Origin of the sequence: Halomonas sp. KM007, from assembly GCF_050709225.1 — a bacterium.
GTDB lineage: Bacteria > Pseudomonadota > Gammaproteobacteria > Pseudomonadales > Halomonadaceae > Vreelandella > Vreelandella hamiltonii.
The window spans coordinates 1,156,450-1,182,021 of the sequence record NZ_CP136131.1 but is presented as its reverse complement, the minus strand read 5'-3'; the positions used below and the strand labels follow the sequence as shown (position 1 = coordinate 1,182,021).

The window sequence follows — 25,572 nt, the reverse complement described above, 5'->3', positions numbered from 1 at the left end:
CGTCAGCGTTGAGGTGTTCTCGAGTTGTTGTCAGCGGCTCTGGATACATGGCTAGGGTGGTGTGCTTTAATCCTGTATGACTCGCTAATAATACTGGGCAATAAATGCAAAAAATAAATCCCAGACTTTGGTATCACGCCCCTTGAGCGGCTTTTTATGGCCTGGATTTTGTTTTATATCTTACTGTTTTTTAGGGAATAAGCGATCTTTTCCGCAGGGTGAGGCATGACGATAGGACAATGGTCTATGGCTCTGGCTAAACCAATGTTTGCTACCTTGGTAAAAGTGACCAAACAGCGTTAAAGAGGAAATGGAAAAGCGAGACTTTAGTCGCTAAACCAAGGTCGTTAAGACGTTAGCGTTATAGCGTAAAGTAGCAGGTTGCAAAGCAGGTCAAAGAGGGTAACAGGTCAACAATAATCACAATAGCCATTGCGTGGCGCGATACAAGGCGCTTGATCGAGGTTGCTACATGGTAGAAGTAGAGCTGTCTCAACTGCCATTTACCCTGCTGGACGAGGATGGCCGAGATCACGTGCGTCGGGGCATGGACCTGGCGTTTTTCGAGCGTGACGAAATCATTCTGGAAATGGGCCAGCCGGGCGTTTCGGTGTTCTTGATCCACAAGGGCGAAGTGGCCGAGCTGGATCCGACGCTGCCTGCCGCCAGCGCCCGTATCGGTCACTATACGGCGGGCGACCTGTTCGGCGCGATCAGCATTTTGAATGGCAAGAGCCGCTACCGTTTTCAGGCTGAAGACGAATGTCTGTGTTATGTCATGCCCAAGGCGCTGTTCAGCCAGCTGTGCCGACACTACCCGGCGTTCGAGCAGTTTTTCAAGCAGTCGCTGTCTCACAAGGCACGCCTGCTGACCGAGAAGCGTGCCGATGGGGGAGTCACCATGGCGGGGTTCATGCTGGCCCGCGTCAGCGAGTGCATGCGTCAACCGCTGATGATGGATGCCCAGGCTTCCATTCAACAGGCCGTCCGACAGTTGAATGAAAGTCATGCCGACAGCCTGCTGGTGGCCACCGAACGCGGCCCAGGCATGGTCACCAAAACGGATTTGCTCAACGGTCTGGTCCTCGATAGCGCTTCATTGGACACCCCGGTGGCTGCGTTGGCCAACCTTGCACTCGTCACTGTTGCCCCCGGGCAATATCTGTTCGAAGCCTTGATCACCATGACCCGCCATCAGGTATCACGCGTCGTGGTGATGGAGGAGGGCAGGGTGCAAGGGGTCGTAGAGCTGACGGACGTACTGGGGTTCTTCTCCAGCCGTAGCTATGTGGTCAGCTTGCAAGTGGAGCAAGCCGATAGCTTGCCTGCCCTGGCATCGGCCAGTCAGCGCACGCCCGAGCTGGTCAAGGCGCTCATGGCCCAGGGCGTCAAGCTGCGTTTTGCCATGGACCTGCTGGCCGCGTTGAATGGCCGCATCATGAGCAAGGCGTGGGCCTTGACCGTACCCGAGCAGTATCACCCGCAAAGCTGCCTGATGGTCATGGGCAGCGAGGGCCGTGGCGAGCAGATTCTCAAGACCGACCAGGACAACGGGTTGATTCTGGCCGACGACTGCCAGTGGCCGGACGTGGCCGAGTGCATGAACACCCTGTCAGAGACGCTGGTGCAGCTGGGCTACCCGCCGTGCCCTGGCAACATCATGGTGTGTAACCCTGAGTGGGTGGGCACGGTGTCGACGTGGGAGTCGAACATCGCCAGGTGGGTGTCGGCCCGGGATGGCGACAGCCTGATGAAGCTGGCCATTTTGCTGGATGCTCACGGCGTCGCGGGCAACCCCGCGCTGCTGGACCGTGTGCGTGAGGCGCTGTTTGCGCGCTGTTCCCATGATGAGCTGCTGCTCTCCTATTTCGCCCGCGCAGCGCTGCGTTTCTCGACGCCGTTGACGCTGTTTGGCTCGCTGAAAAAGCCCCAGCACGGCATCGATATCAAGAAAGGCGGCATTTTTCCGATTGTTCACGGGGTGCGCACCATGGCGTTGGAGCGGCGCATCAAGGCGACCTCTACGCTGGACCGGCTCGACGCCCTGGCCGCCGACGGCCGCCTGGACCGCCGCTTTGCCGACGACCTGGGTGAGGCGCTGGCGCTGTTTACCGAATTGCGTCTTAAGCAGCAGTTGCAGGAGCTGAAAAGCGCGGGCGCCCGCGATGCCGATACCGGCAAGCGCACCAACCGAGTCGTGGTTCAGGAACTATCGTCGCTGGAGCGCGACCTGCTGCGCGAGGCGCTGCACATCGTCAAGGACTTCAAGCAGCGGCTGTCCCATCGTTATCATCTGGAGTATTCGTGAGTGGAATGCGGCTATTGGATAGGCACGTGGGTCTCTTGAGCGGCTCACTGAGAACGTTGGTGCAGCGTGAAAGCGATCGACGGCGGTTCGCGGATACGCCGCATGGCTGGCTGTTTCAGCCTTATATGGGCGAAGAAGCGGTGGCGTTGGCGTGCCGTGAAAGCCAGGCTCGCCCGGGCGAGCTGCGCATGGCCGCTGTCGTATTGACGCCGCGCCGGGTGTTGACCAGCCATGCCTGGAGCGACACGCTGACCATGAAAGGCGAATACATGCCTTATCGTCAGGAGCGAGACGACGCACCTGCTTCGTCAGTTGACTCGGGAGCCCGGGTCGAAGCGTTGGCGGAGTTCATCGGCAATCGGCCAGTGGTGGGGTGGCAGCTGGATACCTTGCTGGCGCCGCTTGGTCGGATGTTCAAAGCCACGCTGGGGTTTGGGCTACCCAATGCCCAAGTCGATCTGGCCAGGCTGCACGCTCGTCAGCTACGCCGCTTGCATCCCCAGGCAGAGGTCGGCCCGAGCATCAACGAAGCGCTGTCATGCTGGTCTTTGCCGCTGGCCTGGCCCTCGGTGCAAAGCGAGGCCACGGCGGCGGCGCTGCTCTATCAGCGCCTGCAGAGTGAGCGCCTTTTCACGGTGTGAGCCGACGCGCTGCCGCTCGGTGTGGCCAGAGGCCGACGATGGGTTTGTATTGGGTCGCGCCTGCGAGTCTTGTAGAATAGCCGCTGCTCCTTCACCCATCGGCAGTACAACGACCATGTTATCACCTGACTTTTTCGACCCCTCCTCGGCGACGCGTGCCACCAATGCGGCGTCTGAACAGCAGCCTGAACTTCAGGATGCCAAACAGAAGCGCGAATTCAACAAGTTGCAGAAGCGTCTTCGTCGTGAAGTGGGCAACGCCATCATCGATTACAACATGATCGATGAGGGGGATCGGGTCATGGTATGCCTGTCGGGTGGCAAGGACAGCTACACCATGCTGGAAATCCTGCGCAATCTGCAGCGCAATGCGCCGGTCAATTTTTCCCTGGTGGCGGTCAATCTCGACCAGAAACAGCCGGGCTTTCCCGAGCACGTGTTGCCCCGTTACCTTGATAAGCTGGGTGTGGAGTACCACATTCTGGAGCGGGATACCTATTCGGTGGTGAAGGAGAAAACCCCGGAAGGCAAGACCACCTGCGCGCTCTGCTCGCGGCTGCGTCGCGGGTCACTTTACGGGTTTGCCGAGGAGATCGGCGCCAACAAGATTGCCCTGGGCCACCACCGGGAAGACATCCTCGAGACGCTGTTTCTCAACATGTTCTTTGGCGGGACCTTGAAGGCCATGCCGCCCAAGCTGCTGTCCGACGACGGCAAGAACATCGTGATCCGCCCCCTGGCCTACTGCAAGGAAGCGGACATTGCCGAATTCTCACGGCTGATGGAGTTTCCGATCATTCCCTGCAACCTGTGCGGGTCGCAGCCCAACATGCAGCGTCAGATCGTCAAGGACATGCTGGCCGAATGGGACAAGAAGCACCCGGGTCGCTTGGAAAGCATGTTCAAGGCCGTCACCAATGTGGCGCCTTCCCAATTGGCCGACCGGGCGCTGTTCGACTTCGTCGGGCTGGAAGCCAAACAGGCGGCGTTGATGGAAGGGCGCATTCAGGCGTTCAACGTGAGCTGATTGCCTGCTCTTCCTCTTCGGCCAGGGTGATGAGCCGTTGCAGGTCGAGAATATTGACCTCTCGACCCGAGACGGCCACCACGTTCTGCTGCTGAAAGCGGCTCAGGATGCGGCTGACGGTTTCGACGGCCAGGCCCAGGTAGTTCCCCATATCGGCGCGGGACATGGAGAGCCGGAAGCTGTAGGGCGAGTAGCCGCGTCGCCGGAAGCGATCAGAGAGGGTAATCAGGAAGCTGGCCAGCCGCTGGTCGGCGGTCTTGCGCGATAGCAGGCGCATCATGCGCCGATCATCACGCAGTTCCTTGCTCATGCTGCGGTAAAGCTGGCCACGCAGCTCCGGCAGCTCTTGCGATAGGGTGTCCAGGCGGTCGAAAGGAATCTCGCACACCGTGGTGGTTTCCAGGGCGATCACGCTGCCGGGATACTGCTCTTCATCGATACCATCCAACCCCACCAGCTCGCTGGGCAGATAGAAGTTGGTCAACTGATCGTTGCCGTTGCCTTCGCTGGTCACCTGTTTCAGGCTGCCGGAACGTACCGCATAGACGCTGGTGAACGCATCGCCCTGGCGAAACAGCGGTTCGCCCTTCTTGAGCGGTGCGCGGCGGCGGATGATGGCGTCGAACTGGCTCATATCCTCCAGCTCCAGGGCGAGCGGTAGGCACAGCGAGCTGAGGCTGCAGGTCTGGCAGCGCGCCCCTTGCAGCAGTGAACGTCGTTGGCTGGCAGGATATGGCATGTTGTTCTCCCTTTTCATTAGCCATCATAGGGTCAGGGGGTGGATGTCTCAAGGTGCCGTTTATACGATCTTCGAGTAGCGTTGCGATGACTGCCCCGGCAGGCGCGCATCGAATGCCATGGCCAGGTGGCGAATCAGCAGCCGCCCGGTCGGTGTTGCCCGCAGGCGGGTCCCTTCGCGCTGCAGCAGGCCATCCCGCTCGGCAGGCTGCAGATGCTCCAGCGCACTGGCGAAGTAGACGGGCGCATCGATGTGCCAGCGCTGGCCAACGCTGGCCAGGTCAATTTCCATATCGCACATCAGGCGCTCGATGACGTCTCTTCGTATTAGATCATCCTTATTTAAACGTATCCCTTTGACGGTTGCCAGCCGACCTTCATCCAATGCCGCTTCGTAGGCTGCCAGTTGGGTGGGGTTCTGGGCATACAGGTCATCGATACGGGAAATGGCCGAGACACCCAAGCCAATCAGGTCGCATTGGGCGTGGCTGGAGTAGCCCTGAAAGTTGCGCTGCAGGGTGCCTTGGCGCTGTGCCTGGGCGAGGCTGTCGTCCGGGCGGGCGAAGTGGTCCATGCCGATATGCACGTAGCCTGCCTGAGTGAGCATCTCGATGGTGGTTCGCAGGATCGCCAGCTTCTCGTCGGCGCTGGGCAGGTCTGTTTCGCTGATGCGCCGCTGGGGGGCAAAGCGGCTGGGCATGTGGGCGTAATTGAACACCGACAAGCGGGCCGGGTTGAGGTCGATGACCTGGGCAAGCGTGTCGGCAAAGCTCTGCTCGGTCTGAAACGGTAGCCCGTAAATCAGATCCAGATTGAGGGAGCGAAAGCCCAGCCGATGTGCTTCGTCCATCAGGGTTTCGGTCATGACCTTGGGCTGCACGCGGTTGATGGCCGCCTGTACCCTAGGGTTCAGGTCCTGGACGCCCAGACTGAGGCGATTGAAACCCAGCGACTGCAGGTGGCGCAGGGTAAAGACATCTGCTTCACGGGGGTCGATCTCGATGGCGTAATCGCGGTCAGGAGCGTTGGAGAGCCCAAACCTCGCGTCCAACCTGTCTACCAGGTCGCTCATTTGCGCCAGGGTCAGGAACGTTGGGGTGCCACCGCCCCAGTGCAGTTGCTGCACGGGCCGCCGAGTATCCAGATGGCGCGAGGTCAACACCATTTCACGATCGAGGCGCGATAGGTAGGGTTCGGCCAGCTGGGTATTCTTGGTGGCGATCTTGTTGCAGGCGCAGTAGAAGCAGATCTTGCGGCAAAAGGGCACGTGCACGTACAGGGAGAGCGGCCGTTGGCTGGCATTGCTGCGCGCCAGGGCTTCAGTGACGTCGTCGGCACCGATGTCTGCGTCAAAGGAGAGTGCCGTAGGGTAGGACGTATAGCGTGGGCCGCTGGTGTCGTAACGGCGCAGCAGGGCCTCGTCCCAGGCAGGGGTCTCGGCCGCTGCGAGGTGAGGAGGTACGGTGGCAGCAGAGGCAAGGGGCATGAAGAGACGCTCCGTGGTAACAGGGCAAAGTAGCCAGGTGGTGGGCCACCGGCCGACATATGCCTGCATGCTAAGGCATCGAAGCGGGCAAAGCGTTGAGCTATATCAAGCTATGGGTGGAGGGCCGTCGGCAGCAGCGACCACAGTTGCCACAGGGCAAAGCCGATGATGGTCAAGGCAGCCACGGTACGCGTGGCGGGGTGGCGAATGAGGTGGCCCATCTGGCGAGCCGCCAGGCCGGTGGCCAGCAGCGCGGGCAGCGTGCCCAGTCCGAAGGCGCCCATCAGCAAAGCGCCTTGCAGCGGGTCGGCCGTGGCCAGGCTCCAGGCCAGCATGGAGTACACCAGCCCACAGGGTAGCCAGCCCCAGATGGCGCCCAGGGCAAACGCTTGGGGCAGGTGCACGACGGGCATCAACCGTCGGCCCAGAGGTTCGAGATAGCGCCACAGGTAGCGCCCGGCGGCCTCGACTCGGAGCAGTCCTTTCCACCAGTTGGCGATGTACAGCGCCATCAGAATCAGCATGACCGCCGCTACCACCTGCAGGCCCACTCGGGCGGCCGGGGAGAGCGAGACCAGCGTGCCCAGCGCGGCCACCAGCGCACCGGCCACCATGTAGCTGAGAATACGCCCCAGGTTGTAGCTCATCAGCAGCCCGCCCAGGCGAGCAGGGTGGCGCATGCTGGGCGGCACGGCGAAGGTGAGGGCGCTCATGATGCCACCGCACATGCCGATGCAGTGCGCCCCGCCCATGAGGCCAAATACCCAGGCCGCCAGCAGCGGCGGCAGGTCCAGCCCGGTCGGGTTCATGGCGGGGGCTCTTGGTCGCGAGGCGGCCTGGCCCTGTTTTTTCGCTCGGCGCGCTGTTCGGGGGGCAGGTCGTTGTCGTCGTCATCGAACAGGATGCGGTGGGCAGGGCCTTCCAGATCTTCGAACTGGTCGTGCTTCACCGCCCAGAAGAAGGCCCAGACCGCGAGGCCGAGCAGGATCAGCGATAGCGGAATCAACAGGTACAGAATGCTCATGCAGTCACCGGTGTGGCGGGGGCGATGCTGGGGGGTGGAGCACTGCGCCAACGCGATAGACGCAGGGCGTTGCCCACCACCACCAGCGAACTCAGCGACATGCCGATGGCGGCCAGCCAGGGCGGAATGAGCCCCATGGCGGCCAGCGGCAAGGCCGAGAAGTTGTAGCATACCGACCAGATCATGTTTTGACGCATGATGCGGCGGGTGGCCTGGGCAATATCCACGGCATCGTGGATGCGCATCAGGCGTGGGCTCATCAGCACCGCATCGGCGCGGGTACGCGCCAGGTCGGTGGCACCGTTCATGGCAATCGCGACATCGGCCCCGGCCAGCACGGGCACATCGTTGATGCCATCACCAATCATCACCACCCGTTCGCCCTGGGTCTGCAGCTCGCGCAGCCGGTTCAGCTTGTCCTCGGGGGACTGGCCCGCGTGCCAGGTCTCGATATTGAGCTGATCGGCCAGGCTTTCCACGGCTTCCCGGGTATCCCCGGAGAGCAGCTCCACCGCCAGACCGCGTGCTTGCAGGGCCGCCACGGTTTGCGCGGCGTCTTCCCGAATGCCGTCATGCAGCTTGAACCAGGCGCGCGGCTGGTGATCTTCGCTCAGCAGCAGCCACTGTCCGCTGCCCGGCACCGCGATGCTTTGCTGGCTGGCGAAGTCGGGCTTGCCCAACCGCCAGACGGCACCATCAAGAGTACCCTCGAGGCCGCTACCGGTATGGCTCTTCACATGTCGGGCCTGAAGCGTGGCATCCCGGAAGGGGCGGAAGGCGCGGGCGATAGGATGCTCGGAGTGGGCTTCCAGCGCGGCGGCAATGGCGCGTAGATGCTCGCTATCGTGATGTCCCAGCGGTTGGGTCTGGGTGAGCTGCATTTCACCGCGGGTCAGCGTGCCGGTCTTGTCGAAGATGACGCGGGTAACGTTGGACAGCGACTCGATGGCATCGGCGCGGGTAATCAGCACGCCCCGCTGGCGCAGCTGGCCGTGGCCGGCGGTCAGCGCCGTGGGCGTGGCCAGAGCCAGTGCACAGGGGCAGGTGACCACCAGTACCGACAGCATGATCCAGAGCACTCTCGACGGGTCGATGATCCACCAGGTGATGGTGACACAGGCCGTCACCAGCAGTAGCCGAAGGACGAACAGGTGGGCCATGCGGGCGGCCATTTGCGCCAGGCGGGGGCGGCTGGCAAAGGCGCGATCGGTCAGGTCGACGATGCCTGCTACCCGAGCCGTATTGCCGGGGTGGGTGACGCGCATGGTCAGCGGGTTTTCCATGTTCTGGCTGCCGCCCACCACGCTATCGCCGATACGCCGGGTCACCGGCAAGTACTCGCCGGTCAGCATGGATTCGTCGAGGCTGGATTCGCCCTCTTCGATCACGCCATCGGCAGGGACGCCGTGGCCCGGCTTGATCAATACGCGGTCGCCTACCGTCAGTTCGCTGGCCGGCAGAATACGCTCACTGCCATCCGCCTCCAGACGAATGGCCGAGACCGGCAGTACGCCGCTCAGCGCATTGCCGCTGTGGCCGCTACGGCGCCGCGCGCGGCCTTCCACGTAGCGGCCAAACAGCAGAAAGAAGGTGAACATGGCCACGGAGTCGAAATATACCTCGCCGACATCGAACAGCACCGCATAGCTGCTGGCCAGGTAAGCGCCGCCAATGGCCAGCGAGACCGGCACGTCCATGCCCAGCACGCCGCTTTTCAGGTCGCGCAGGGCATTGCGGAAAAAGGGCTGTGCCGAAAACAGCACCACTGGCGTTGCCAGCGCAAACGATAGCCAGTGGAACAGGGCATAGAAGTCGGCGCTCAGCTCCCCGGGGTCCGACACATAGATCGGTATCGAGAACATCATCACTTGCATCATGCCCACGGCGGCTACGATCAGGCGCCGCACGTTCATGCGCTCTTCGTGTTGCAGGCGTGCCTGGGCCTGATCGGGCTCGTAGGGTTGGGCGTCGTAGCCAATGCTGGCCAGCTCGGCAAACAGTTGGGAGAGCTTGATACGTGTCGGGTCCCAGCATATGCGCAGGCGGTGGTGCGACAGGTTGACCGCGCTGGAGCTGACGCCTTCCAGGGTGTTCAGGCGGTGTTCGATGAGCCAGGCGCAGGCGGCGCAGGTGATCCCTTCTACGGCCAGGGTTGCCCGCAGGTGGCCTTCATCCCCTGCCGGGTGAGTGAACTGGGCCTGCAGCGCGGGGTCGTCGAACACCGACCAGGTGTCTGATTTGCTGGCCTGACGCTCGTCGGGGCGCTCCGGTAGCTCGGTGCGGTAGCGATAGTAGCTCTCCAGGCCGCCTTCCACGATGGCGTGGGCAACCGCTTCGCAGCCGGGGCAGCAAAGCGGCTGGGGCGCTTCGTCGATGATGATCTTCCATGGTGCCCCATCAGGCACCGCGCTGCCGCAGTGGTAACAGCTGGCTAGAGATGCAGTACTCATTCGCTCTGCGTGCGGCCTCCGGGTAGAAGGGCGACACTCTCTTCATTGGGGAAGCGCGCCTCACCGATCAGCCGCCAGTCGGCGTCGGTTTGCTGGGGCTGCAGCTGAATGTACCAGCGGTAGCGCAGATTGTCTGGGCCCTGGGTGATGTAGCGGCCTTCGCGCACGTGCTGCAGCACGAACTCCTGATCACGGTCATCCTGGGTCGGGAAGATCAGCGTCAGGTAGAGGGTCTCCGGGCGGTCGTCGCCGGTCAGGTCCAGCACGATATCGCTGGTGAGCGGATCGATGCGCAGCTCTGCAGAAAGCCCCAGCTCATTGGCACGCTCCTGTTTGGCCAGCACCATGTTGATGGCTTTGCCGTGTTCGTAGTAGTCCTCCTGGACCACCATGCCGTCGGCAGTCTTGATCGACAGGACCGCAAAAGTGATGCTGACCACGATGGACGAGGAGAGCAGCGCCAGCAGGAACCATGGCCAGAACTGCTTGTACCAGGGTTGAATCGGGGTGTCGGACATGGGGACTTATCTCCTAACGTCGCCCAGGAAGCGCGTTTCACGCTCCGAGCGAATGGTGTCGTCTTGCTGAGACTGCAAGATGAAAGTGATCGGTTGGCTGGGCTGTTGCAGCTCAGTCGGGTCGGCCAGGACGGTCACGATCTGGGTGCGTGTCTCACCAGCAGGCACTTCTATCGACGTGCGGTCCAGGGTGAGTGTCTCGAGCCCGGTCGCGCTCAGTCGATAGGTATGGGCCGTATTGTCCAGATTGCGAATCGTCAGGTTATAGACGTTGCTGACCTGACCCTCTCGCGTGATCTGGTAAAGCTGTGTGCGCTCTCGCTCTGCCTCGAAGCCCAGCGGCATGCGCTCATTCACCGCCCAGGCGAACGTGGCGATCATGATCAGCAGCGCGGCCAGATAGCCCAGCAGGCGGGGGCGCAACACATGACTCTTCTTGCCTTCGAGCGCATTTTCCGTGGTATAGCGAACCAGCCCGCGCGGGTAGCCCATGCGATCCATGACGCTGTCGCAGGCATCGATACAGGCGGCGCAGGTGATGCATTCGTACTGAAGGCCGTCGCGAATATCGATCCCCGTGGGGCACACCTGCACGCACAGCTCGCAGTCGATACAGTCACCGTATCCTGCCGCCTGAGCCTGGGAATGGGTGAGGGCTTTCTTGCGGCTGCCGCGCGGCTCTCCCCGGGTGGCGTCGTAAGAAACGATCAGCGTATCACGGTCGAACATGACCGACTGAAAGCGGGCGTAGGGGCACATGTAGATGCACACCTGCTCACGCAGCCAGCCCGCATTCAGGTAAGTGAACACCAGGAAGAAGCCGACCCAGAAGTAGGACCAGCCGTGGGCCTCCAGTGTGGGCAGTTCGACCACCAGTGAACGAATGGGCGTGAAATAGCCCACGAAGGTCACGCCGGTGGCCAGAGCGATCAGCAGCCAGGCGCTGTGCTTGGCGGTCTTGCGCCACGCCTTGCTGGCGTCCATGGCCTGTTTGTCCAGCTTGATGCGCTGATGGCGGCTGCCTTCGATACGGTGTTCCAGCCAGATGAACAGGAAGGTCCAGACGCTCTGCGGGCAGGTATAGCCGCACCAGACACGACCAGCAAACACCGTGATGAAAAACAGCCCAAAGGCACAGATGATCAATAGCCACGAGAGCAGCACGAACTCTTGCGGGTAGAAAGTCGCCGCAAAGATATGAAACTCACGCCCCGGCAGGTCGAACCATACGGCAGGTCGATCCCCCCAGTTCAACCAGGGAAGCAGAAAGAAGGCCATCATCAGTGCCCAGTTGGCGCTGCGCCGAACCTTTTGGAACAGACCTTTGATTTCACGCACGTAGATGTGCCGCCGCTTGGCGTACATCTCCTGGGTCTCGTTCTGGCCAGGCGTGTGGTGCCCAACGGTTGGCGGCGTAATATCGTGGCTAGGTATTTTTTCCATGGCGGTGATCGCAGCTCAGTGAGGCAGACGTGGGCGGCAGCCGAAGGGTGGTCGCTGGCGTAGTAGCGTTATGCCGTGTCGCTAAACCTGTGTCGATAAACCTGTTTCGATAAACAATAGTGTAACGGATCGCCGAGCGGCTGAGCGGTTGCTGGATGTAGAAAGGGTGCGGTATGAAACCGCACCCTTGGTGCACACTGGCGTCAAACGCCTGACAACGAGATCAGTCGCGGAAGCGCAGGCTGTACACGTAAGCGGCCACCAGGTGGACGCGCTCTTCACCGATGTACGCCGCCTGGGCAGGCATGTGGCCGTTACGGCCGTTGCGCAGCGTTTGGCGTACAGAGTCGGCAACGCTCTGCCCCGGTGCCTGATACAGCCAGATATCGTTGGTCAGGTTGGGGGCGCCGAGTGCCGTGTTGCCGGTGCCGCTAGGCGTGTGACAGGCGGCACAGGCGGCCAGGAAGGTGCTTTCACCGCTGGCTGCGCGCTCCTCGTCGTGCTCCAGGTTGGAGAGCGACAGCACGTACTGGGTCAGGTTCTCGATGTTGTTCTCACCGAGCTGCTGCCAGGAGGGCATCAGACCATTCCGACCGTTGTTCAGGGTCGCGAGAATGTTCTCGGGTTCGCCGCCGTACAGCCAGTCGTCATCGGTCAGGTTCGGGAAGCCGTAGCCGCCCTGGGCGTTGGAGCCGTGGCACACCGCGCAGTTGTTCAGGTAAATGCGCTCGGCCACCTGCATGGCCTCGGCATCACGCGCCAGTTCGGGAATCGGCACTTCCTGGTACTGAGCAAAGATCGGTGTGAAGCGCTCGTTGGCCTGCGCCACTTCTTCTTCCCACTGACTTTCCTGAGACCAGCCCAGCACGCCCGCGTAGTTGCCCAGACCTGGGTACAGCACCAGATAGCCCAGCGCAAAGACCACGGTCAGGATGAAGAGCTTGAACCACCACTGGGGCAGGGGGTTATCGTACTCTTCGATGCCATCAGCCGCGTGGCCAGTGGTCTCTACATTACCATCAGCATCCGGGGTCTTGTCGGTGCGGCGGTTGGAGATCAGGATCCAAACGCTCAGCGCAATCGTGCCCAGAGTGATGACGATGATCCAGGCGCTCCAGAAGCTGGATAGGGAGTCACCCCATAAGTTATTCATCTATTCTTATCTCCCCTGTCGTGGCGGGAATCCGCTTCGCCCTCTGGCGAAGCATGCTTGTCACGGGTCGGTTGCTTATCGTTTTCATCGTCGGCAAAGGGCAGGTTGGCCGCTTCATCGAAGTCGGGTTTGCGCCGCTTGGAGTAGGCCCAGAAGAAGATGCCTACGAAAGCGACAATGAGAATGAACGTGATAAGTCCGCGGAAAGTTCCCGTATCCATAACTTAACGAGTGCCCTCGAGCACGGTTCCTAACTGTTGCAGATAGGCCACCAGTGCAGTGATTTCCTGCTGGCCGCGTACTTCGGCGGTGGCGTTGGCGATATCTTCATCGGTGTAGGGAACGCCCAGCTGACGCAGCACACGCATCTTGCGCGGTGTCGCTTCGCCATCCAGGGTGCGCTCGAACAGCCAGGGGTAAGCCGGCATGATGGACTCGGGCACGACATCGCGCGGGTTGTACATGTGGGCGCGGTGCCAGTCATCGCTGTAGCGGCCGCCTACGCGCGCCAGGTCTGGCCCCGTACGCTTGGACCCCCACAGGAAGTTGTGCTCGTACACCTGTTCACCAGCCACGTTGTAGTGGCCGTAGCGCTCGGTTTCCGCACGGAACGGGCGAATCATCTGGGAGTGGCAGCCCACACAGCCTTCGCGGCGGTAGATGTCCCGGCCTTCGAGCTCCAGTGCACTCAGCGGGCGCAGCCCCTCCACGGGCTCTGTCGTATCCTTTTGAAAGAACAGTGGCACGACTTCGGCCAAGCCGCCGAAGCTGATCGCAACCAGGATCAAGACGGCGAGTAGGCCAACGTTCTTTTCGACAATCTCATGTTTCATTGGTCTGAACTTCCCCGGTTTAAGCGGCTTGTGGTGCCGAGTAGCTGATGGCTTCACGACGCTTGACGGTCATGTACACGTTGAACGCCATGATCAGCATGCCGACTACCCAGAACAGGCCGCCTATCAGACGAACGAAGTAGCCTGGGCCACTGGCTTCGACAGACTCAACGAAGGTGTACATCAGCGTGCCGTCGGCGTTGATGGCGCGCCACATCAGGCCTTGCATGATGCCATTGACCCACATCGCCGCGATGTACAGTACGGTACCGATGGTGGCCAGCCAGAAGTGCACGGCGATCAGGCTGACGGAGTACATTTCGGTGCGGCCGAAGACCCGCGGAATCAGGTGGTACATGGAGCCAATGGTGATCATCGCTACCCAGCCCAGCGCCCCGGAGTGCACGTGGCCGATGGTCCAGTCGGTGTAGTGAGACAGCGCGTTGACGGTCTTGATGGCCATCATCGGGCCTTCGAAGGTCGACATGCCGTAGAACGACAGAGCCACGACCAGAAAGCGCAGGGTCGGGTCGGTGCGCAGCTTATGCCAGGCGCCCGACAGGGTCATCATGCCGTTGATCATGCCGCCCCAGGAAGGTGCCAGCAGGATGATCGACATGATCATGCCCAGCGACTGCGCCCAGTTGGGCAGTGCGGTGTAATGCAGGTGGTGCGGGCCTGCCCACATGTAGATCATGATCAGCGCCCAGAAGTGGACGATGGACAGACGGTAGGAGTAGATCGGACGCTCGGCCTGTTTGGGTACGAAGTAGTACATCATGCCCAAAAAGCCTGCCGTCAGGAAGAAGCCCACCGCGTTGTGGCCGTACCACCACTGCACCATGGCATCCACGGCACCGGCATAGATCGAGGTGGAGTACATCATGGTGACAGGAATGGCGGCGTTGTTGACGATGTGCAGCACGGCCACGGTCAGGATGAACGCAGCAAAGAACCAGTTGGCCACATAGATGTGGGACGTGGCGCGCTTCTTGATCGTCATCAGGAACACGATGGCGTAGCTGATCCAGACAACGGCAATCAGGATGTTGATTGGCCATTCCAGCTCTGCGTACTCTTTCGTGGTGGTATACCCCAATGGCAGGCTGACCACGGCAGAAAGGATGACCGCCTGCCAACCCCAGAAGGTGAACGCGGCGAGCTTGTCAGAGAACAGACGTGTCTGACAGGTACGCTGAACGACGTAATACGACGTCGCGAACAGCGCTGAGCCACCGAAGGCAAAGATGACGGCGTTAGTGTGTAACGGACGAAGACGCCCGAAGCTAGTCCAAGGTAAGCCGAGGTTCAGTTGCGGCCAAACCAGCTGGGAGGCGAGGATGACGCCAATCGTCATGCCCACGATGCCCCACACAACGGTCATGATCGCGAACTGCCGAACTACCTTGTAATTGTAGGTCGGGTGTTCCAGTGCTGTGCTCATTTCATGTTCCCATCGAACGCGGTTAGGGGGTAACCCGTAGCATTGTGCATTAGCATTTTGCCTGGGTGCGGCCACCCGCTTGATGATGCAGGTCAAGATCCGGCCTAGATTCTATCGCAGCCGAGGCTTAAGCTGAACACGCCAATGGATGTAACGCTGAATTAGCAGGAGTCGACGTTGTCCTATTACGCTGGCCTGGGGTTCGAGCCGCTTGCGCCACAGGCACTGTTCAAGGGTATTGCCAGCCCCGCTGTTCAGCGCTTTTACGTGGAAGGATATGGGCCGGTGAGTGTTTCCGGCATGCCCCGGCAGGGGCGCTTGCTGCTGCTGCACGGTGCGGGAGCAGGGCACCTGAGCGATTTTATGCGGCAATTTGCCGCGACGCTGGCGGCGCATGACATACAGGTATGGGCTATCGATTTGCCCTACATGCAGCAGATGCACGAGCAGGGCAAGCGTCGCCCGCCACCACCCGTGCTGAAAAGTGTGGCCTGTGTCGCTGACTGGTACTCCCTGATCGAGCCGTTGGGCCCACTTCCTTTATGGGTGGGGGGCAAGTCCATGGGCGGGCGCCTGGCGTCGTTATTTGCCAGTGAGCGGACGTGCCCAGGCGTGATCGCCGTGGGGTATCCGTTCCATCCTCCTAAAAAGCCGGACGTGCTGCGAACGGAGCACTTTGCGTCGTTGTCCTGCCCGACGTTGATCATCCAGGGCGAGCGAGATCCTTTTGGCACCCGTGCTGAGGTAGAGAGCTACCGACTACCGAGGCGCGTGCAGGTGGAATGGCTTGCCTATGGGGACCATGATTTCAAGCCACGGAAATTATCCGGCCTGAATCAAAAGGTTTTGATTGACGAGGCTGCCCGGATTGCGGCATCCTTCGTCCGCGCTCAAGGAGCGGAAGTCGGTGATACGTGCAGCACACTGGTTTAAATGCAGAATTTAAACGCTTCGTGTTGACATTTGAACAGGCTTCTGTAGAATGCAGCGCCACGTGACCAGCGGGTGGTTAGCTCAGTTGGGAGAGCACCAGCCTTACAAGCTGGGGGTCACTGGTTCGAACCCAGTACCACCCACCATTGACATGGTGCCCTGGAAACGTAAGCAGCAAGTGATGCATTTGTGGACCGGTAGTTCAGTCGGTTAGAATGCCGGCCTGTCACGCCGGAGGTCGCGAGTTCGAGTCTCGTCCGGTCCGCCATCATCGCTCAATGTTGCACATCAGTTATCGTAATTCGGACCGGTAGTTCAGTCGGTTAGAATGCCGGCCTGTCACGCCGGAGGTCGCGAGTTCGAGTCTCGTCCGGTCCGCCACGATAACCTGAAGCAGTCGATTGATCAGCCATTGGCTGTCAATGATCGGGTGGTTAGCTCAGTTGGGAGAGCACCAGCCTTACAAGCTGGGGGTCACTGGTTCGAACCCAGTACCACCCACCATTCAAGTAGCGTGCATAGCGACTGAACCGCTTTGATAACGCCCTTGCAATGGTCTTGAAGTGTCTTAACGTGGACCGGTAGTTCAGTCGGTTAGAATGCCGGCCTGTCACGCCGGAGGTCGCGAGTTCGAGTCTCGTCCGGTCCGCCATTAAGCACTTATCGGTTATGCATGTGCATGCAAGCACGTCGATAAAACCGAACACATTCCAAAAGCCCGGATCTTCGATCCGGGCTTTTTTGTCGTTTCTATTTCCAGATGCTTATGTTTAGGCGCGCATGACGCCGTTTGTCACGGCGTCATGCGGTGCTCGGTGGTCAGGCGATAGCGCTGACACCGGCTTTGGCGATCTGGACATCCTGGTCCGGCTTGACGCCAGAAATCCCCACGGCACCCACGACCTGGCCATCCACGATGATCGGTACGCCGCCGGACAGCAGCCCCTGCAGTGGTGCCGAGACAAACGCCGTACGGCCACCGTTGATCATCTCCTCGAAGATTTGCGTCTCTTTGCGGCCGAGCGCTGCGCTGCGCGCTTTTTGGGTCGCTACTTCGGCGCTGAACGGAGCAGCGCCATCCAGCCGACGCAGGGCCAGCAGGTGGCCGCCATCGTCGGTGACGGCAATGGTCACGGGCCAGCTGTTGTTGTCGGCTTCTTGCTGTGCGGCGTCCAGTACTTGAATGACGTCGGCTTGGCCCAGAACGGCTTTGGTTTGCATCAAAGTATCCTTCTTATCATGGGGGGTGAGGCGCGGCGCCTGACGGGCAAGGCGTGATGCCAGGGGCCGCGAGTATCGAGGTTATACCAGGGCAGCGTCGACGACTTCTACCCAGTGGCGGACTGGCGTGCGATTGGCACTGGCCAGATGCGTCTGACAGCCGATATTGGCGGTCACGATCACTTCGGGGTTACCTGCTTCCAGAGCATTGAGTTTGTTGTCGCGCAGCTGGGTGGCGAGCTCCGGCTGCGTCACCGAGTAGGTGCCTGCCGAACCGCAGCACAGGTGGGCATCCTTGACCGGAGCCAGCGTAAAGCCGAGTTTGCCCAGCACGCTTTCCACCGCGCCGTTGAGCTTCTGGGCATGCTGCAACGTACAGGGGCAGTGGAATGCCAGACGCTGATGCTCCTTGAGCTGCAGGGCCTCCAAAGGCTCGTCGCGCAGAATCTCGACGATATCCTTGGCCAGTGCGCTGACACGCTGGGCCTTTGCCGCGTAGACAGGGTCGTCCTTGAGCATGTCGGCATACTCTTTGACGAAGGCGCCGCAGCCGCTGGCGGTTTGCACGATGGCTTCGGCCCCTTGCTCGATTTGCGGCCACCAGGCGTCGATATTGGCGCGCATGCGCTGGCGACCGGCTTCCTGTGCATTGAGGTGGAAGTCGATGGCACCGCAGCACCCCGCTTCACTGATCGGTGTGACGCTGATGCCCAGGCGGTCGAGCAAGCGAGCCGTCGCCGCATTGGTGTTGGGCGAGAGACCAGGCTGCACACAGCCTTCCAGGATCAATACCTTGCGCGTATGGCGCTGGCTGTCGGGACGTTGACCTGCATCCACCGGAGCGGGCGGCATTTTGCTGCGCAGCTTGCCAGGCACCAGCGGTTTGAAGGTTTGCCCCAGACTCAGCAGCGCCTTGAAGCGCTTGGGGTCCACCAGCATTTTACGCAGGGCGTAGCGTTGGGCGCGTTCGGCGGCCGAGCGGGGCACGCGGCGCTCGATCTCGGCGCGTCCTATATCCAGCAGCTTGTGATACTCGACGCCCGAGGGGCAGGTGGTTTCACAGTTGCGGCAGGTCAGGCAGCGGTCGAGGTGCAGGCGAGTCTCTTCGGTGACCTGGTCATCGTCATCGCGGCTCTCCAGCAGCTCTTTCATCAGGTAGATACGCCCGCGTGGCCCGTCTCGCTCATCGCCCAGCAGCTGGTAAGTGGGGCAGGTGGCGTTACAAAAGCCGCAGTGTACGCAGGTGCGCAGAATGCGCTCGGCTTCCTGAATATGCGGTTTCTGGCGGTCGGCATCGGTAAAGTGCGTCTGCATGTCAGCTCTCCTGATTAAAATGCCGCATAAAGACGACCAGGATTGAAAATGCCGTGGGCATCCAGTTCGGCCTTCAGGTTGCGATGATACTTTTCCACGACTGAATTCAGTGGCGTGAACGGTGACTCCGCACCGCCCTGATGATGCGGGGTGTAGCAGGTGGCGTGGCCGCCTGCCTGCTGGCAGGCATCGCGCAGGGTTTGCGCGGGCAGTGGGGTTTTCACCCAGCGCTGGCTGCCGCCCCAGTCGTAGAAGATATCGCTTTCATCGACGGCCAGTGCCAACGGCGGTGTATGGGGTGGTAGCGACAGGCGCCACAGAGCTTGGCCCTCGGCCAGGTTGAAAAAGGCGTGCTGCAGGTCGCGTAGCTGCTGCCAGAAGTCTGCCGAGAGGGCGTCGCCGCCCAGCCGCTCTTTGGTCGCCTTGACCGAGCTTTCGCCGCCTTCCAGGCGAATGAACAGCTCGCCCGCGTGCCAGGCCGCGGCGGTGATCGGCAGCGGCTGGCGGCCCAGCTCGGAGAGCTTCGCCAGGGCGTCTTCCAGACCCATGGAGAGGCGCAGGCTATGGCTGGCGGTGGGAATCGGCAGCACCTTGAAAGAGATATCGGCCAGTACGCCCAGCGTGCCCTGGGCGCCGGTCATCATGCGGGAGAGATCGTAGCCCGCCACGTTCTTCATGACTTCGCCGCCAAAGCGCAGCAGTTTGCCTTCCTGGGTGATCACCCGGGTGCCCAGCACGAAATCCCTGGCAGCCCCGGCCCAGGGGCGACGGGGGCCGGACATGCCGGTGGCGACAGCACCGCCAATGGTGCTGGCTTCGCCAAAGATCGGTGGCTCGAAAGGCAGCATCTGATGCTTCTCGGCAAGTGCTGCGTTCAGCGCGTCAAGCCGTGTGCCGGCCCGCACGGTCACCACCAGCTCCACGGGGTCGTAGGAGACGATGCCGCGATGGGCCGCGACATTGAGCTCCGCGCCTTCTACCGGGCGGCCATAGAAAGCCCGAGTGTTTCCCGCCACGATGCGTAGCGGGGTGCGCTCGGCGTAGGCGCTGCGCACCTGTTCGCACAGTTCAGCGGCGATATCCTGGTCAGCGTGTATCGCTAGTTCGGTCATGGTCGGTCCTTGTGGCATCAGAAGCGTGGCAGCTCCGGATGCGGTAACTCGTTGTTATGTACATGCATGGCGCCAAATTCGGCGCAGCGCGCCAGGGTCGGAATGTTCTTCCCCGGGTTGAGCAGCCGTTGCGGGTCGAAGGCCGCTTTCAGAGCGTGAAAGACCGTCAGTTCGTCGGGCTGAAACTGGCTGCACATCTGATTGATCTTCTCGCGCCCTACGCCGTGCTCGCCGGTAATCGAGCCTCCTGCGGCAACGCACAGCTCCAGAATCTTGCCACCGACGTCTTCCGCCAGGGCCAGCTCACCCTCTTTGTTGGCATCGAACAGAATCAGCGGGTGCATATTGCCATCGCCCGCGTGAAACACGTTGGCCACAGCCAGGCCACTCTCCTCGGAAAGCGCGGCAATGCCCTTGAGTACCCGGGGCAGCTCGCGGCGGGGAATGGTGCCATCCATGCAGTAGTAGTCCGGTGACATGCGGCCTACCGCCGGGAAGGCGTTCTTGCGCCCGGCCCAGAATTTGGCGCGCTCGGCTTCGTCCCGGGCCTGTTGAATATGGGTGGCCCCGGCCGCTTCCAGTACGCGGCGAACGGTCTCGCAGTCGTCGTCCACGTCTGCTTCGACGCCGTCCAGCTCGCAGAGCAGAATGGCTTCGGCATCCACCGGGTAGCCCGCCTTGATGAAGTCTTCTGCGGCCTGAATGGCGAGCTTGTCCATCATTTCCAGGCCACCGGGAATGATCCCTGCGGCAATGATGTCACCCACTGCACGGCCTGCCTTTTCGATATCGTCGAAGCTGGCCATGAGGACCTTGGCGGTTTCCGGCTTGGGCAACAGCTTGACGGTAATCTCCGTGACCACCCCCAGCATGCCTTCGGAGCCATTCATCAGCGCGAGCAGATCAAAGCCTGGCGCATCCAGCGCTTCGGAGCCCAGCGTCATGTGCTCGCCTTCGATGGTCAGTACGTCCACGCGCAGCACGTTGTGAACGGTCAGGCCATACTTGAGGCAGTGCACGCCACCGGCATTTTCGGCGACGTTACCGCCAATGGAGCAGGCAATCTGGGAAGACGGGTCGGGCGCGTAATACAGGCCATAGGGCGCCGCCGCCTCGGAAATCGCCAGGTTGCGAACGCCAGGTTGTACCCTGGCCAGACGGGCATCGGGGTCGACGCTGATGATCTGATTGAAGCGCGACATGACCAGCAGCACGCCTTGTTCCAGGGGCAGGGCGCCGCCGGAAAGTCCGGTGCCTGCGCCGCGGGTCACCACCGGTACGCCCAGGGCGTGACAGCGCTTGAGCAGGCCTTCCACCTGGGCCAGCGTTTCCGGCAGGGCGACCAGCATGGGCAGCACCCGATAAGCCGCCAGGCCATCGCATTCGAATGGGCGCAGGTCTTCTTCGCGGTGCAGCAGGGTCAAGGTAGGCACAGCGCTTTGCAGGTCGCTGAGCACCTCGGCTTTATCACGGTGGACGAGCTCGCCATCGAGGCGCTCGTCGAACAGGATATTCATCGCGACATCCTTCATTTTTATCGTTGAACAGAGCAGCAGGTCGCCGCCGCATGACGCCAATCTGAGCTTTTTTCAGGCGCCTGTCCAGCCTGTGGTGCAGTGGTCTGACCAGTAATTGGTCGATAGTCGAAAGGTTCGTGGCATACTCACCCCAGGCAGCTACTTGGTCTTACCGCCAGGAGGCGTTGTGGCTCAAGCAGAGAGGAGGGCAAGTGGTACTCAACAACGATGACATCGCCATGGGCAAACGCACGCCCGAGCACGTGGCGGCCAGGCTGGAAGAGCTGATTCTCGAGGGAGTCTTTCGACCGGGGCAACTGCTGCCTTCCGAGCGGCGGCTATGTGAGCGTCTGGGCGTTTCTCGTGCTTCCCTGCGTGAGGGGCTGAGGATCTTGCGCAGCAAGGGCATCATCAACACTCGCCAGGGCCATGGTTCCACCGTGGCGTCGCTGTTGCCGAGCCAACACCAGAGTCCGCTGATGCATCTGTTCCGCGACCATCCGCGGACGCTGTTCGACCTGCTGGAAGTGCGCGCGCTGCTGGAGGGCGAGTCTGCCTATCTGGCGGCTCGGCGTGGTACGTCCATGGACCGCGTGCTGATCACACGCCGCTATCGTGAGATGGCTGAATACGCTGCCCAGACGGATACCCTGGAAGTCGAGCAGTTGGCGCGACTGGACCACGCGTTTCATCTGGCCATCTCCCAGGCCTCCCACAACCCCGTGCTGGTGCATACGCTGCAGGGGCTGACCGATCTGCTGCTCAGCTCGGTCTTTGCATCGGTCAAGCACCTCTACCACCGGCCCGGGCCCAGAGAAATGATCAATCAGCAGCACGCACGCCTGCATGACTCGGTAGTCAGCGGCCACGCCGAGCAGGCGCGGCAGATTGCGCTGGAGCACCTCACCAGCATCAGTGAACTGCTGAGAGAGCTGGAGGCGGAGCACGATCGCCTGGAGCGCTCCGCCATGCGTCTGGAACAGTGGTAGTAATCATGACACTCTCCATGAGCGAATAACCAACAAAAGGAGCGTTACGTGGCCATCTATCAATTTGGCGAGCATCGGCCCGCTATTCATGAAGATGTATACATTGCCGACACGGCGGACGTCATCGGTCAGGTTGCCCTGAAGGCTCGCGCCAGCGTGTGGTATCAGGCCGTACTGCGCGGCGACAGCGACCATCTGGAAATCGGTGAAGAGAGCAACATTCAGGATGGCGCCGTGCTGCACGCGGATCCCGGCTACCCGCTGAAGGTGGGAAAAGGGGTGACCGTCGGGCACCAGGCGATGCTGCATGGCTGTACCGTGGGGGATGGCTGCTTGATCGGCATTCAGGCGGTCGTGCTCAACGGCGCCGTGATTGGCGAGAACAGCCTGGTAGGCGCGGGGGCCTTCATCAAGGAAGGGGCGGTCTTTCCGCCAAACTCGCTGATTGTCGGTTCACCTGCCAAAGTGGTCAGGGAGCTGTCGGCAGAGGCGGTGGAAGCGCTGAAGCTGAATGCACAAAGCTATGTGATACGGGGCAAGCAGCACGCTGACTCGCTCAAGCGCATCGATTGAGCCTGCCTGTACCTGAAAACGCCCACCCCCAGGCGTGGCCCGGGGGTGGGAGAGGGTGTCTGAGCCCAGCTGAGATTGTTACATCAGCGGATCAGTGATACCCAGCACATAGAATGCGACCAGCGCGATGATACCGGTGAATACCAGGTAGTAGATGGTCGGAATGATCGTTTTACGAATCGTGGTGCCTTCGCGACCCAGCAGGCCAACGGTTGCCGAGGCGGCGACCACGTTGTGAATCGCGATCATGTTACCCGCTGCAGCACCCACCGCTTGAAGGGCGACCATGACGGCGGTTGAGAGCCCCAGGGTTTGCGCAATGCTGAACTGGAACTCGGCCAGCATCAGGTTGGAAACCGTGTTGGAACCGGCGATGAAAGCACCCATGGCACCCACGGCGGGCGCAAAGAAGGGATAGACACCACCCACGCCGTTGGCGACGGCCTGGGCCATCATGACGGGCATGGAGACCAGGTCTGCGCCATTGACGCCCGAGTTGATCAGTATGCGCACCATCGGCACGGTGAAGATGAGTACGAAACCCGCACCAAAAATGGTCTTGGTGGACTCTGAAACCGCAGCGCTCATCTGACGCGGATTCATCTTGTGCAGGAAGTAGGTCACGAACACCACGGCTAGAATGATGCCGCCCGGCAGGTAGAGCGGCTGGAGGCCGCCGCTGACGCCGGTTTCACCGAAAATGTTGGTCCAGTTCAGGTTCACGGAAGTCAGTGCCACACGCAGGGGCTCGACGGTACGGGAGGCCACCAGGAAGATCGCCAGCAGTACATAGGGAATCCAGCCTTTGAGCGTCGAAATCGGTGTCTTGCCTACCACGTCATCCAGCTTGATCTGCAGATTGCCGATCCACTCATCCGGCCAGGAGGTGGATTCCGGGAAGTCCCAGGTGTCTTTCGGCAGCAGGAATCCTTTACGCGCGGCGGGTACGACAATGGCCAGACCGACCATGGCACCGATCATCGAGGGGAACTCTGGTCCCAGGAAGACGCCTACCAGCATGTAAGGTACGACGAACGCGATGCCCGTGAAAATGGCGAACGGAGCAATGGACAGCCCCTCTTTCCAGGAGCGGTTGGCGCCAAAGAAGCGCACCATGATCAGCACCAGAATCAGCGGCATGAGAATACCCACGATGCCGTGAGTGATTGCCGTGGTGCTGGTGACCTGCTGGAAGAACGCTTCCCAGGTGGAGCCGTTGGCTTCCAGTTGCGCCGTGATGCCGGCACGGTCGAGGCCGCTGCCCACGCCCACCACAATCGGGGTGCCCACTGCGCCAAACGATACCGGGGTCGACTGAATCATCATGCCTACCACGACGGCCGCCAGCGCCGGGAAGCCCAAGGCGACCATCAGCGGTGCAGCCACCGCAGCGGGGGTGCCAAAGCCTGAGGCGCCTTCGATAAAGCAGCCAAACAGCCACGCTACGATCAGCGCCTGCACGCGGCGGTCCGGGCTGATGCCTGAAAAGCCGTTACGGATGGCCGTGATGCCACCGGAGTGCTTGAGGGTGTTCAGCAGCAGGATGGCGCCAAAGATGATCCACAGCAGGCCAGCGGTCTGGATCAACCCTTGAACGGTAGATGCCGCGACACGGCTGAACGACATGTCCCATGCAGTCAGGCCGATAATGGCAGCGGTGAGGAAAACGATCGGCATCGCTATCTTGGCGGGAATCTTAAAGCCTATGAGCAATATCCCGGCCAGCAACAGCGGCAGAAATGCCAGAAGAGCTAGTATATTTTCATTCATGGGAGGAACGGCCCCTTGTTATTGATTTGGTGTGCTCCGCGAAAGCCAACGCATCATTTTCAATGATAGTTGGGACAGCGTGAAAGATACGGTCAGGCGCCTGGAATGACTATATTGGAAAATTGGTCTTACCAGTAAAAGGGGCTTTTTCGGCCGCGTATCGAGGCGTTTTTTTAATATCAAGTGACTGTTATTCATTGCTTTTTTAGCGCTACAAAGAAGCGTCGAGTCGACACCGTTATTAGACTAATAGACAGTTCAGTCAAGGAGAAGAAAGGCAGTACACAGAGGAGGGATGTTCTAGGCCTATCGCGTATGCTGTGACGACGTATAGTGTAGGTGCACTCTTTACCTCTTTTCAGGAGTCGTTCGACCATGGCCATCACGCTTTATGATTTGTGCGGTCGCGATGATCGCTTGAGATTTTCCCCCTATTGCTGGCGCGTGCGCATGGCGCTGGCCCACAAAGGGCTGGCATACACTACCGTGGCTTGGCGGTTTCAGCAGAAAGAGGCGCTGGCATTTGCCCACTACGACAAGGTGCCGGTGTTGACCGATGGTGACACGGTGGTCACCGACAGCTTCGATATCCTGCGCTACCTGGATACCACTTACCCTGAGGCGCCGGTGCTGGGCGATGGGCTGGGCTTGCAGCGTGTCACGTTGTTCAAGCAACTGGTGGATCGCAGCATTACGCCTGCGCTGTTTCGTATCGTGGTGCTGGATCTGCTGGAAGCCATCCACCCGGAGGATCGGGAGTACTTCCGCACCACCCGTGAAGCGCGCTTTGGGGCCAGCCTCGAGGCGGTTCACGACCCCGATAAAGGCCGCCAGCAGCTGCATCAGGCGCTGGTACCCGTCAGTGCGCAACTCAAGGAAACCCCTTTCCTCGATGGTGACTCCCCCGCTGGGGCAGATTACCTGCTGTTCGGCAGCATGATGTGGGCCTATAGCGTCTCGACCGAAACGCTGGTGGAGGAGCGTGACCCCGTGGCCGGATGGTTCCAGCGCATGCTGGCGGTGCACGATGGCGTGGCGGGCAAGGCCATGACCATTCGTGATCTATACTAGGCTAAGC

23 protein-coding genes and 5 tRNA genes are annotated in these 25,572 nt (G+C 60.9%); 12 read left to right on the top strand and 16 right to left on the bottom strand.

The genetic code is table 11. The features are described 5' to 3' along the window. Nucleotides 1-472: 472 nt before the first annotated feature. The 3 genes from RVM27_RS05485 to ttcA all read left to right on the top strand — a co-directional run bounded on the left by RVM27_RS05485 (nt 473) and on the right by ttcA (nt 3,976). Entirely contained in the window at nt 473-2,308 is a 1,836-nt protein-coding gene (locus RVM27_RS05485) for a DUF294 nucleotidyltransferase-like domain-containing protein (protein WP_287805068.1), read from the top strand. A gap of 59 nt (nt 2,309-2,367) precedes the next feature. Beyond that, nucleotides 2,368-2,949 (top strand): 3'-5' exonuclease family protein, encoded by a 582-nt coding sequence (locus RVM27_RS05480; RefSeq protein ID WP_287805066.1) that lies wholly within the window; start codon nt 2,368-2,370, stop codon nt 2,947-2,949. Nucleotides 2,950-3,064: 115 nt separating this feature from the next. Then, the gene (gene ttcA, locus RVM27_RS05475) at nt 3,065-3,976 is read left to right on the top strand and encodes a tRNA 2-thiocytidine(32) synthetase TtcA (RefSeq protein ID WP_039181541.1); all 912 of its coding nucleotides are present in this window, start codon (nt 3,065-3,067) and stop codon (nt 3,974-3,976) included. Here ttcA and fnr read toward each other — a convergent pair. The 11 genes from fnr to ccoN all read right to left on the bottom strand — a co-directional run bounded on the left by fnr (nt 3,963) and on the right by ccoN (nt 15,065). Further along, nucleotides 3,963-4,715 (bottom strand): FNR family transcription factor, encoded by a 753-nt coding sequence (fnr, locus tag RVM27_RS05470; RefSeq protein ID WP_498957544.1) that lies wholly within the window; start codon nt 4,713-4,715, stop codon nt 3,963-3,965. The genes ttcA and fnr overlap by 14 nt on opposite strands. 60 nt (nt 4,716-4,775) lie before the next feature. Next, entirely contained in the window at nt 4,776-6,200 is a 1,425-nt protein-coding gene (gene hemN, locus RVM27_RS05465) for an oxygen-independent coproporphyrinogen III oxidase (protein WP_498957543.1), read from the bottom strand. A gap of 110 nt (nt 6,201-6,310) precedes the next feature. Then, nucleotides 6,311-7,009: a sulfite exporter TauE/SafE family protein gene (locus RVM27_RS05460; protein WP_498957542.1), complete on the bottom strand. Its 699-nt coding sequence runs from the start codon at nt 7,007-7,009 to the stop codon at nt 6,311-6,313. Next, nucleotides 7,006-7,224 (bottom strand): cbb3-type cytochrome oxidase assembly protein, encoded by a 219-nt coding sequence (gene ccoS / locus RVM27_RS05455; protein WP_498957541.1) that lies wholly within the window; start codon nt 7,222-7,224, stop codon nt 7,006-7,008. Before ccoS ends, RVM27_RS05460 begins: the two co-directional genes overlap by 4 nt. Next, the gene (locus RVM27_RS05450) at nt 7,221-9,674 is read right to left on the bottom strand and encodes a heavy metal translocating P-type ATPase (protein ID WP_498957540.1); all 2,454 of its coding nucleotides are present in this window, start codon (nt 9,672-9,674) and stop codon (nt 7,221-7,223) included. Before RVM27_RS05450 ends, ccoS begins: the two co-directional genes overlap by 4 nt. Further along, nucleotides 9,671-10,192: a FixH family protein gene (locus RVM27_RS05445; protein ID WP_096921449.1), complete on the bottom strand. Its 522-nt coding sequence runs from the start codon at nt 10,190-10,192 to the stop codon at nt 9,671-9,673. Before RVM27_RS05445 ends, RVM27_RS05450 begins: the two co-directional genes overlap by 4 nt. A 6-nt stretch (nt 10,193-10,198) precedes the next feature. Continuing rightward, nucleotides 10,199-11,635, bottom strand: a complete 1,437-nt coding sequence (ccoG, locus tag RVM27_RS05440) for an RdxA/RdxB/FixG family protein (protein ID WP_498957539.1) — start codon at nt 11,633-11,635, stop codon at nt 10,199-10,201. A 223-nt stretch (nt 11,636-11,858) separates the two neighbouring features. Beyond that, the gene (gene ccoP / locus RVM27_RS05435; RefSeq protein WP_498957538.1) at nt 11,859-12,788 is read right to left on the bottom strand and encodes a cytochrome c family protein; all 930 of its coding nucleotides are present in this window, start codon (nt 12,786-12,788) and stop codon (nt 11,859-11,861) included. Beyond that, entirely contained in the window at nt 12,785-13,009 is a 225-nt protein-coding gene (locus tag RVM27_RS05430; RefSeq protein WP_039181513.1) for a CcoQ/FixQ family Cbb3-type cytochrome c oxidase assembly chaperone, read from the bottom strand. Before RVM27_RS05430 ends, ccoP begins: the two co-directional genes overlap by 4 nt. Before the next feature lie 3 nt (nt 13,010-13,012). Then, nucleotides 13,013-13,621 carry a cytochrome-c oxidase, cbb3-type subunit II gene (gene ccoO, locus RVM27_RS05425; RefSeq protein WP_016916188.1) on the bottom strand — a complete coding sequence of 203 codons (609 nt, stop codon included), beginning with the start codon at nt 13,619-13,621 and terminating at the stop codon, nt 13,013-13,015. Nucleotides 13,622-13,640: 19 nt separating this feature from the next. Then, the gene (ccoN, locus tag RVM27_RS05420; RefSeq protein ID WP_039181509.1) at nt 13,641-15,065 is read right to left on the bottom strand and encodes a cytochrome-c oxidase, cbb3-type subunit I; all 1,425 of its coding nucleotides are present in this window, start codon (nt 15,063-15,065) and stop codon (nt 13,641-13,643) included. A 177-nt stretch (nt 15,066-15,242) separates the two neighbouring features. Between ccoN and RVM27_RS05415 the strand changes: the two genes are divergently transcribed. The 6 genes from RVM27_RS05415 (at nt 15,243) to RVM27_RS05390 (ending at nt 16,650) form a co-directional block, all read left to right on the top strand. Beyond that, nucleotides 15,243-15,998 carry an alpha/beta fold hydrolase gene (locus RVM27_RS05415; protein ID WP_498957536.1) on the top strand — a complete coding sequence of 252 codons (756 nt, stop codon included), beginning with the start codon at nt 15,243-15,245 and terminating at the stop codon, nt 15,996-15,998. A gap of 70 nt (nt 15,999-16,068) precedes the next feature. After that, nucleotides 16,069-16,144 (top strand) — tRNA-Val (locus tag RVM27_RS05410). A gap of 45 nt (nt 16,145-16,189) precedes the next feature. Next, nucleotides 16,190-16,266, top strand: a tRNA-Asp gene (locus tag RVM27_RS05405). A gap of 36 nt (nt 16,267-16,302) precedes the next feature. Beyond that, a tRNA-Asp gene (locus RVM27_RS05400) sits at nt 16,303-16,379 on the top strand. A gap of 47 nt (nt 16,380-16,426) precedes the next feature. Continuing rightward, a tRNA-Val gene (locus RVM27_RS05395) sits at nt 16,427-16,502 on the top strand. 71 nt (nt 16,503-16,573) lie between these two features. Next, a tRNA-Asp gene (locus RVM27_RS05390) sits at nt 16,574-16,650 on the top strand. Nucleotides 16,651-16,817: 167 nt separating this feature from the next. Here the strand turns inward: RVM27_RS05390 and RVM27_RS05385 are convergent. From RVM27_RS05385 to glcD, 4 genes are all read right to left on the bottom strand, one after another. Beyond that, the gene (locus tag RVM27_RS05385; RefSeq protein WP_039175367.1) at nt 16,818-17,219 is read right to left on the bottom strand and encodes a heme-binding protein; all 402 of its coding nucleotides are present in this window, start codon (nt 17,217-17,219) and stop codon (nt 16,818-16,820) included. 81 nt (nt 17,220-17,300) lie between these two features. Continuing rightward, on the bottom strand, nt 17,301-18,533 hold the full coding sequence (gene glcF, locus RVM27_RS05380; RefSeq protein WP_144979582.1) for a glycolate oxidase subunit GlcF: 1,233 nt from the start codon (nt 18,531-18,533) through the stop codon (nt 17,301-17,303). A 14-nt stretch (nt 18,534-18,547) separates the two neighbouring features. Beyond that, a complete protein-coding gene (gene glcE, locus RVM27_RS05375; protein ID WP_096921445.1) occupies nt 18,548-19,645 on the bottom strand; it encodes a glycolate oxidase subunit GlcE in 1,098 nt (365 codons plus the stop codon). Between the two features lie 17 nt (nt 19,646-19,662). After that, nucleotides 19,663-21,162, bottom strand: coding sequence for an FAD-binding oxidoreductase (glcD, locus tag RVM27_RS05370; protein ID WP_498274749.1), 1,500 nt, complete (start codon nt 21,160-21,162; stop codon nt 19,663-19,665). 212 nt (nt 21,163-21,374) lie between these two features. Between glcD and glcC the strand changes: the two genes are divergently transcribed. Further along, nucleotides 21,375-22,151: a transcriptional regulator GlcC gene (gene glcC / locus RVM27_RS05365; protein WP_096921444.1), complete on the top strand. Its 777-nt coding sequence runs from the start codon at nt 21,375-21,377 to the stop codon at nt 22,149-22,151. A gap of 48 nt (nt 22,152-22,199) precedes the next feature. Next, nucleotides 22,200-22,724, top strand: a complete 525-nt coding sequence (locus RVM27_RS05360; protein ID WP_498957535.1) for a gamma carbonic anhydrase family protein — start codon at nt 22,200-22,202, stop codon at nt 22,722-22,724. A gap of 78 nt (nt 22,725-22,802) precedes the next feature. Here the strand turns inward: RVM27_RS05360 and RVM27_RS05355 are convergent, their stop codons facing one another. Continuing rightward, the gene (locus RVM27_RS05355; RefSeq protein WP_287808654.1) at nt 22,803-24,494 is read right to left on the bottom strand and encodes an L-lactate permease; all 1,692 of its coding nucleotides are present in this window, start codon (nt 24,492-24,494) and stop codon (nt 22,803-22,805) included. 375 nt (nt 24,495-24,869) lie between these two features. On the opposite strand from RVM27_RS05355, the gene RVM27_RS05350 reads away from it, so the two are divergent. Further along, entirely contained in the window at nt 24,870-25,565 is a 696-nt protein-coding gene (locus RVM27_RS05350; RefSeq protein ID WP_287808656.1) for a glutathione S-transferase N-terminal domain-containing protein, read from the top strand. Nucleotides 25,566-25,572 lie beyond the last annotated feature (7 nt).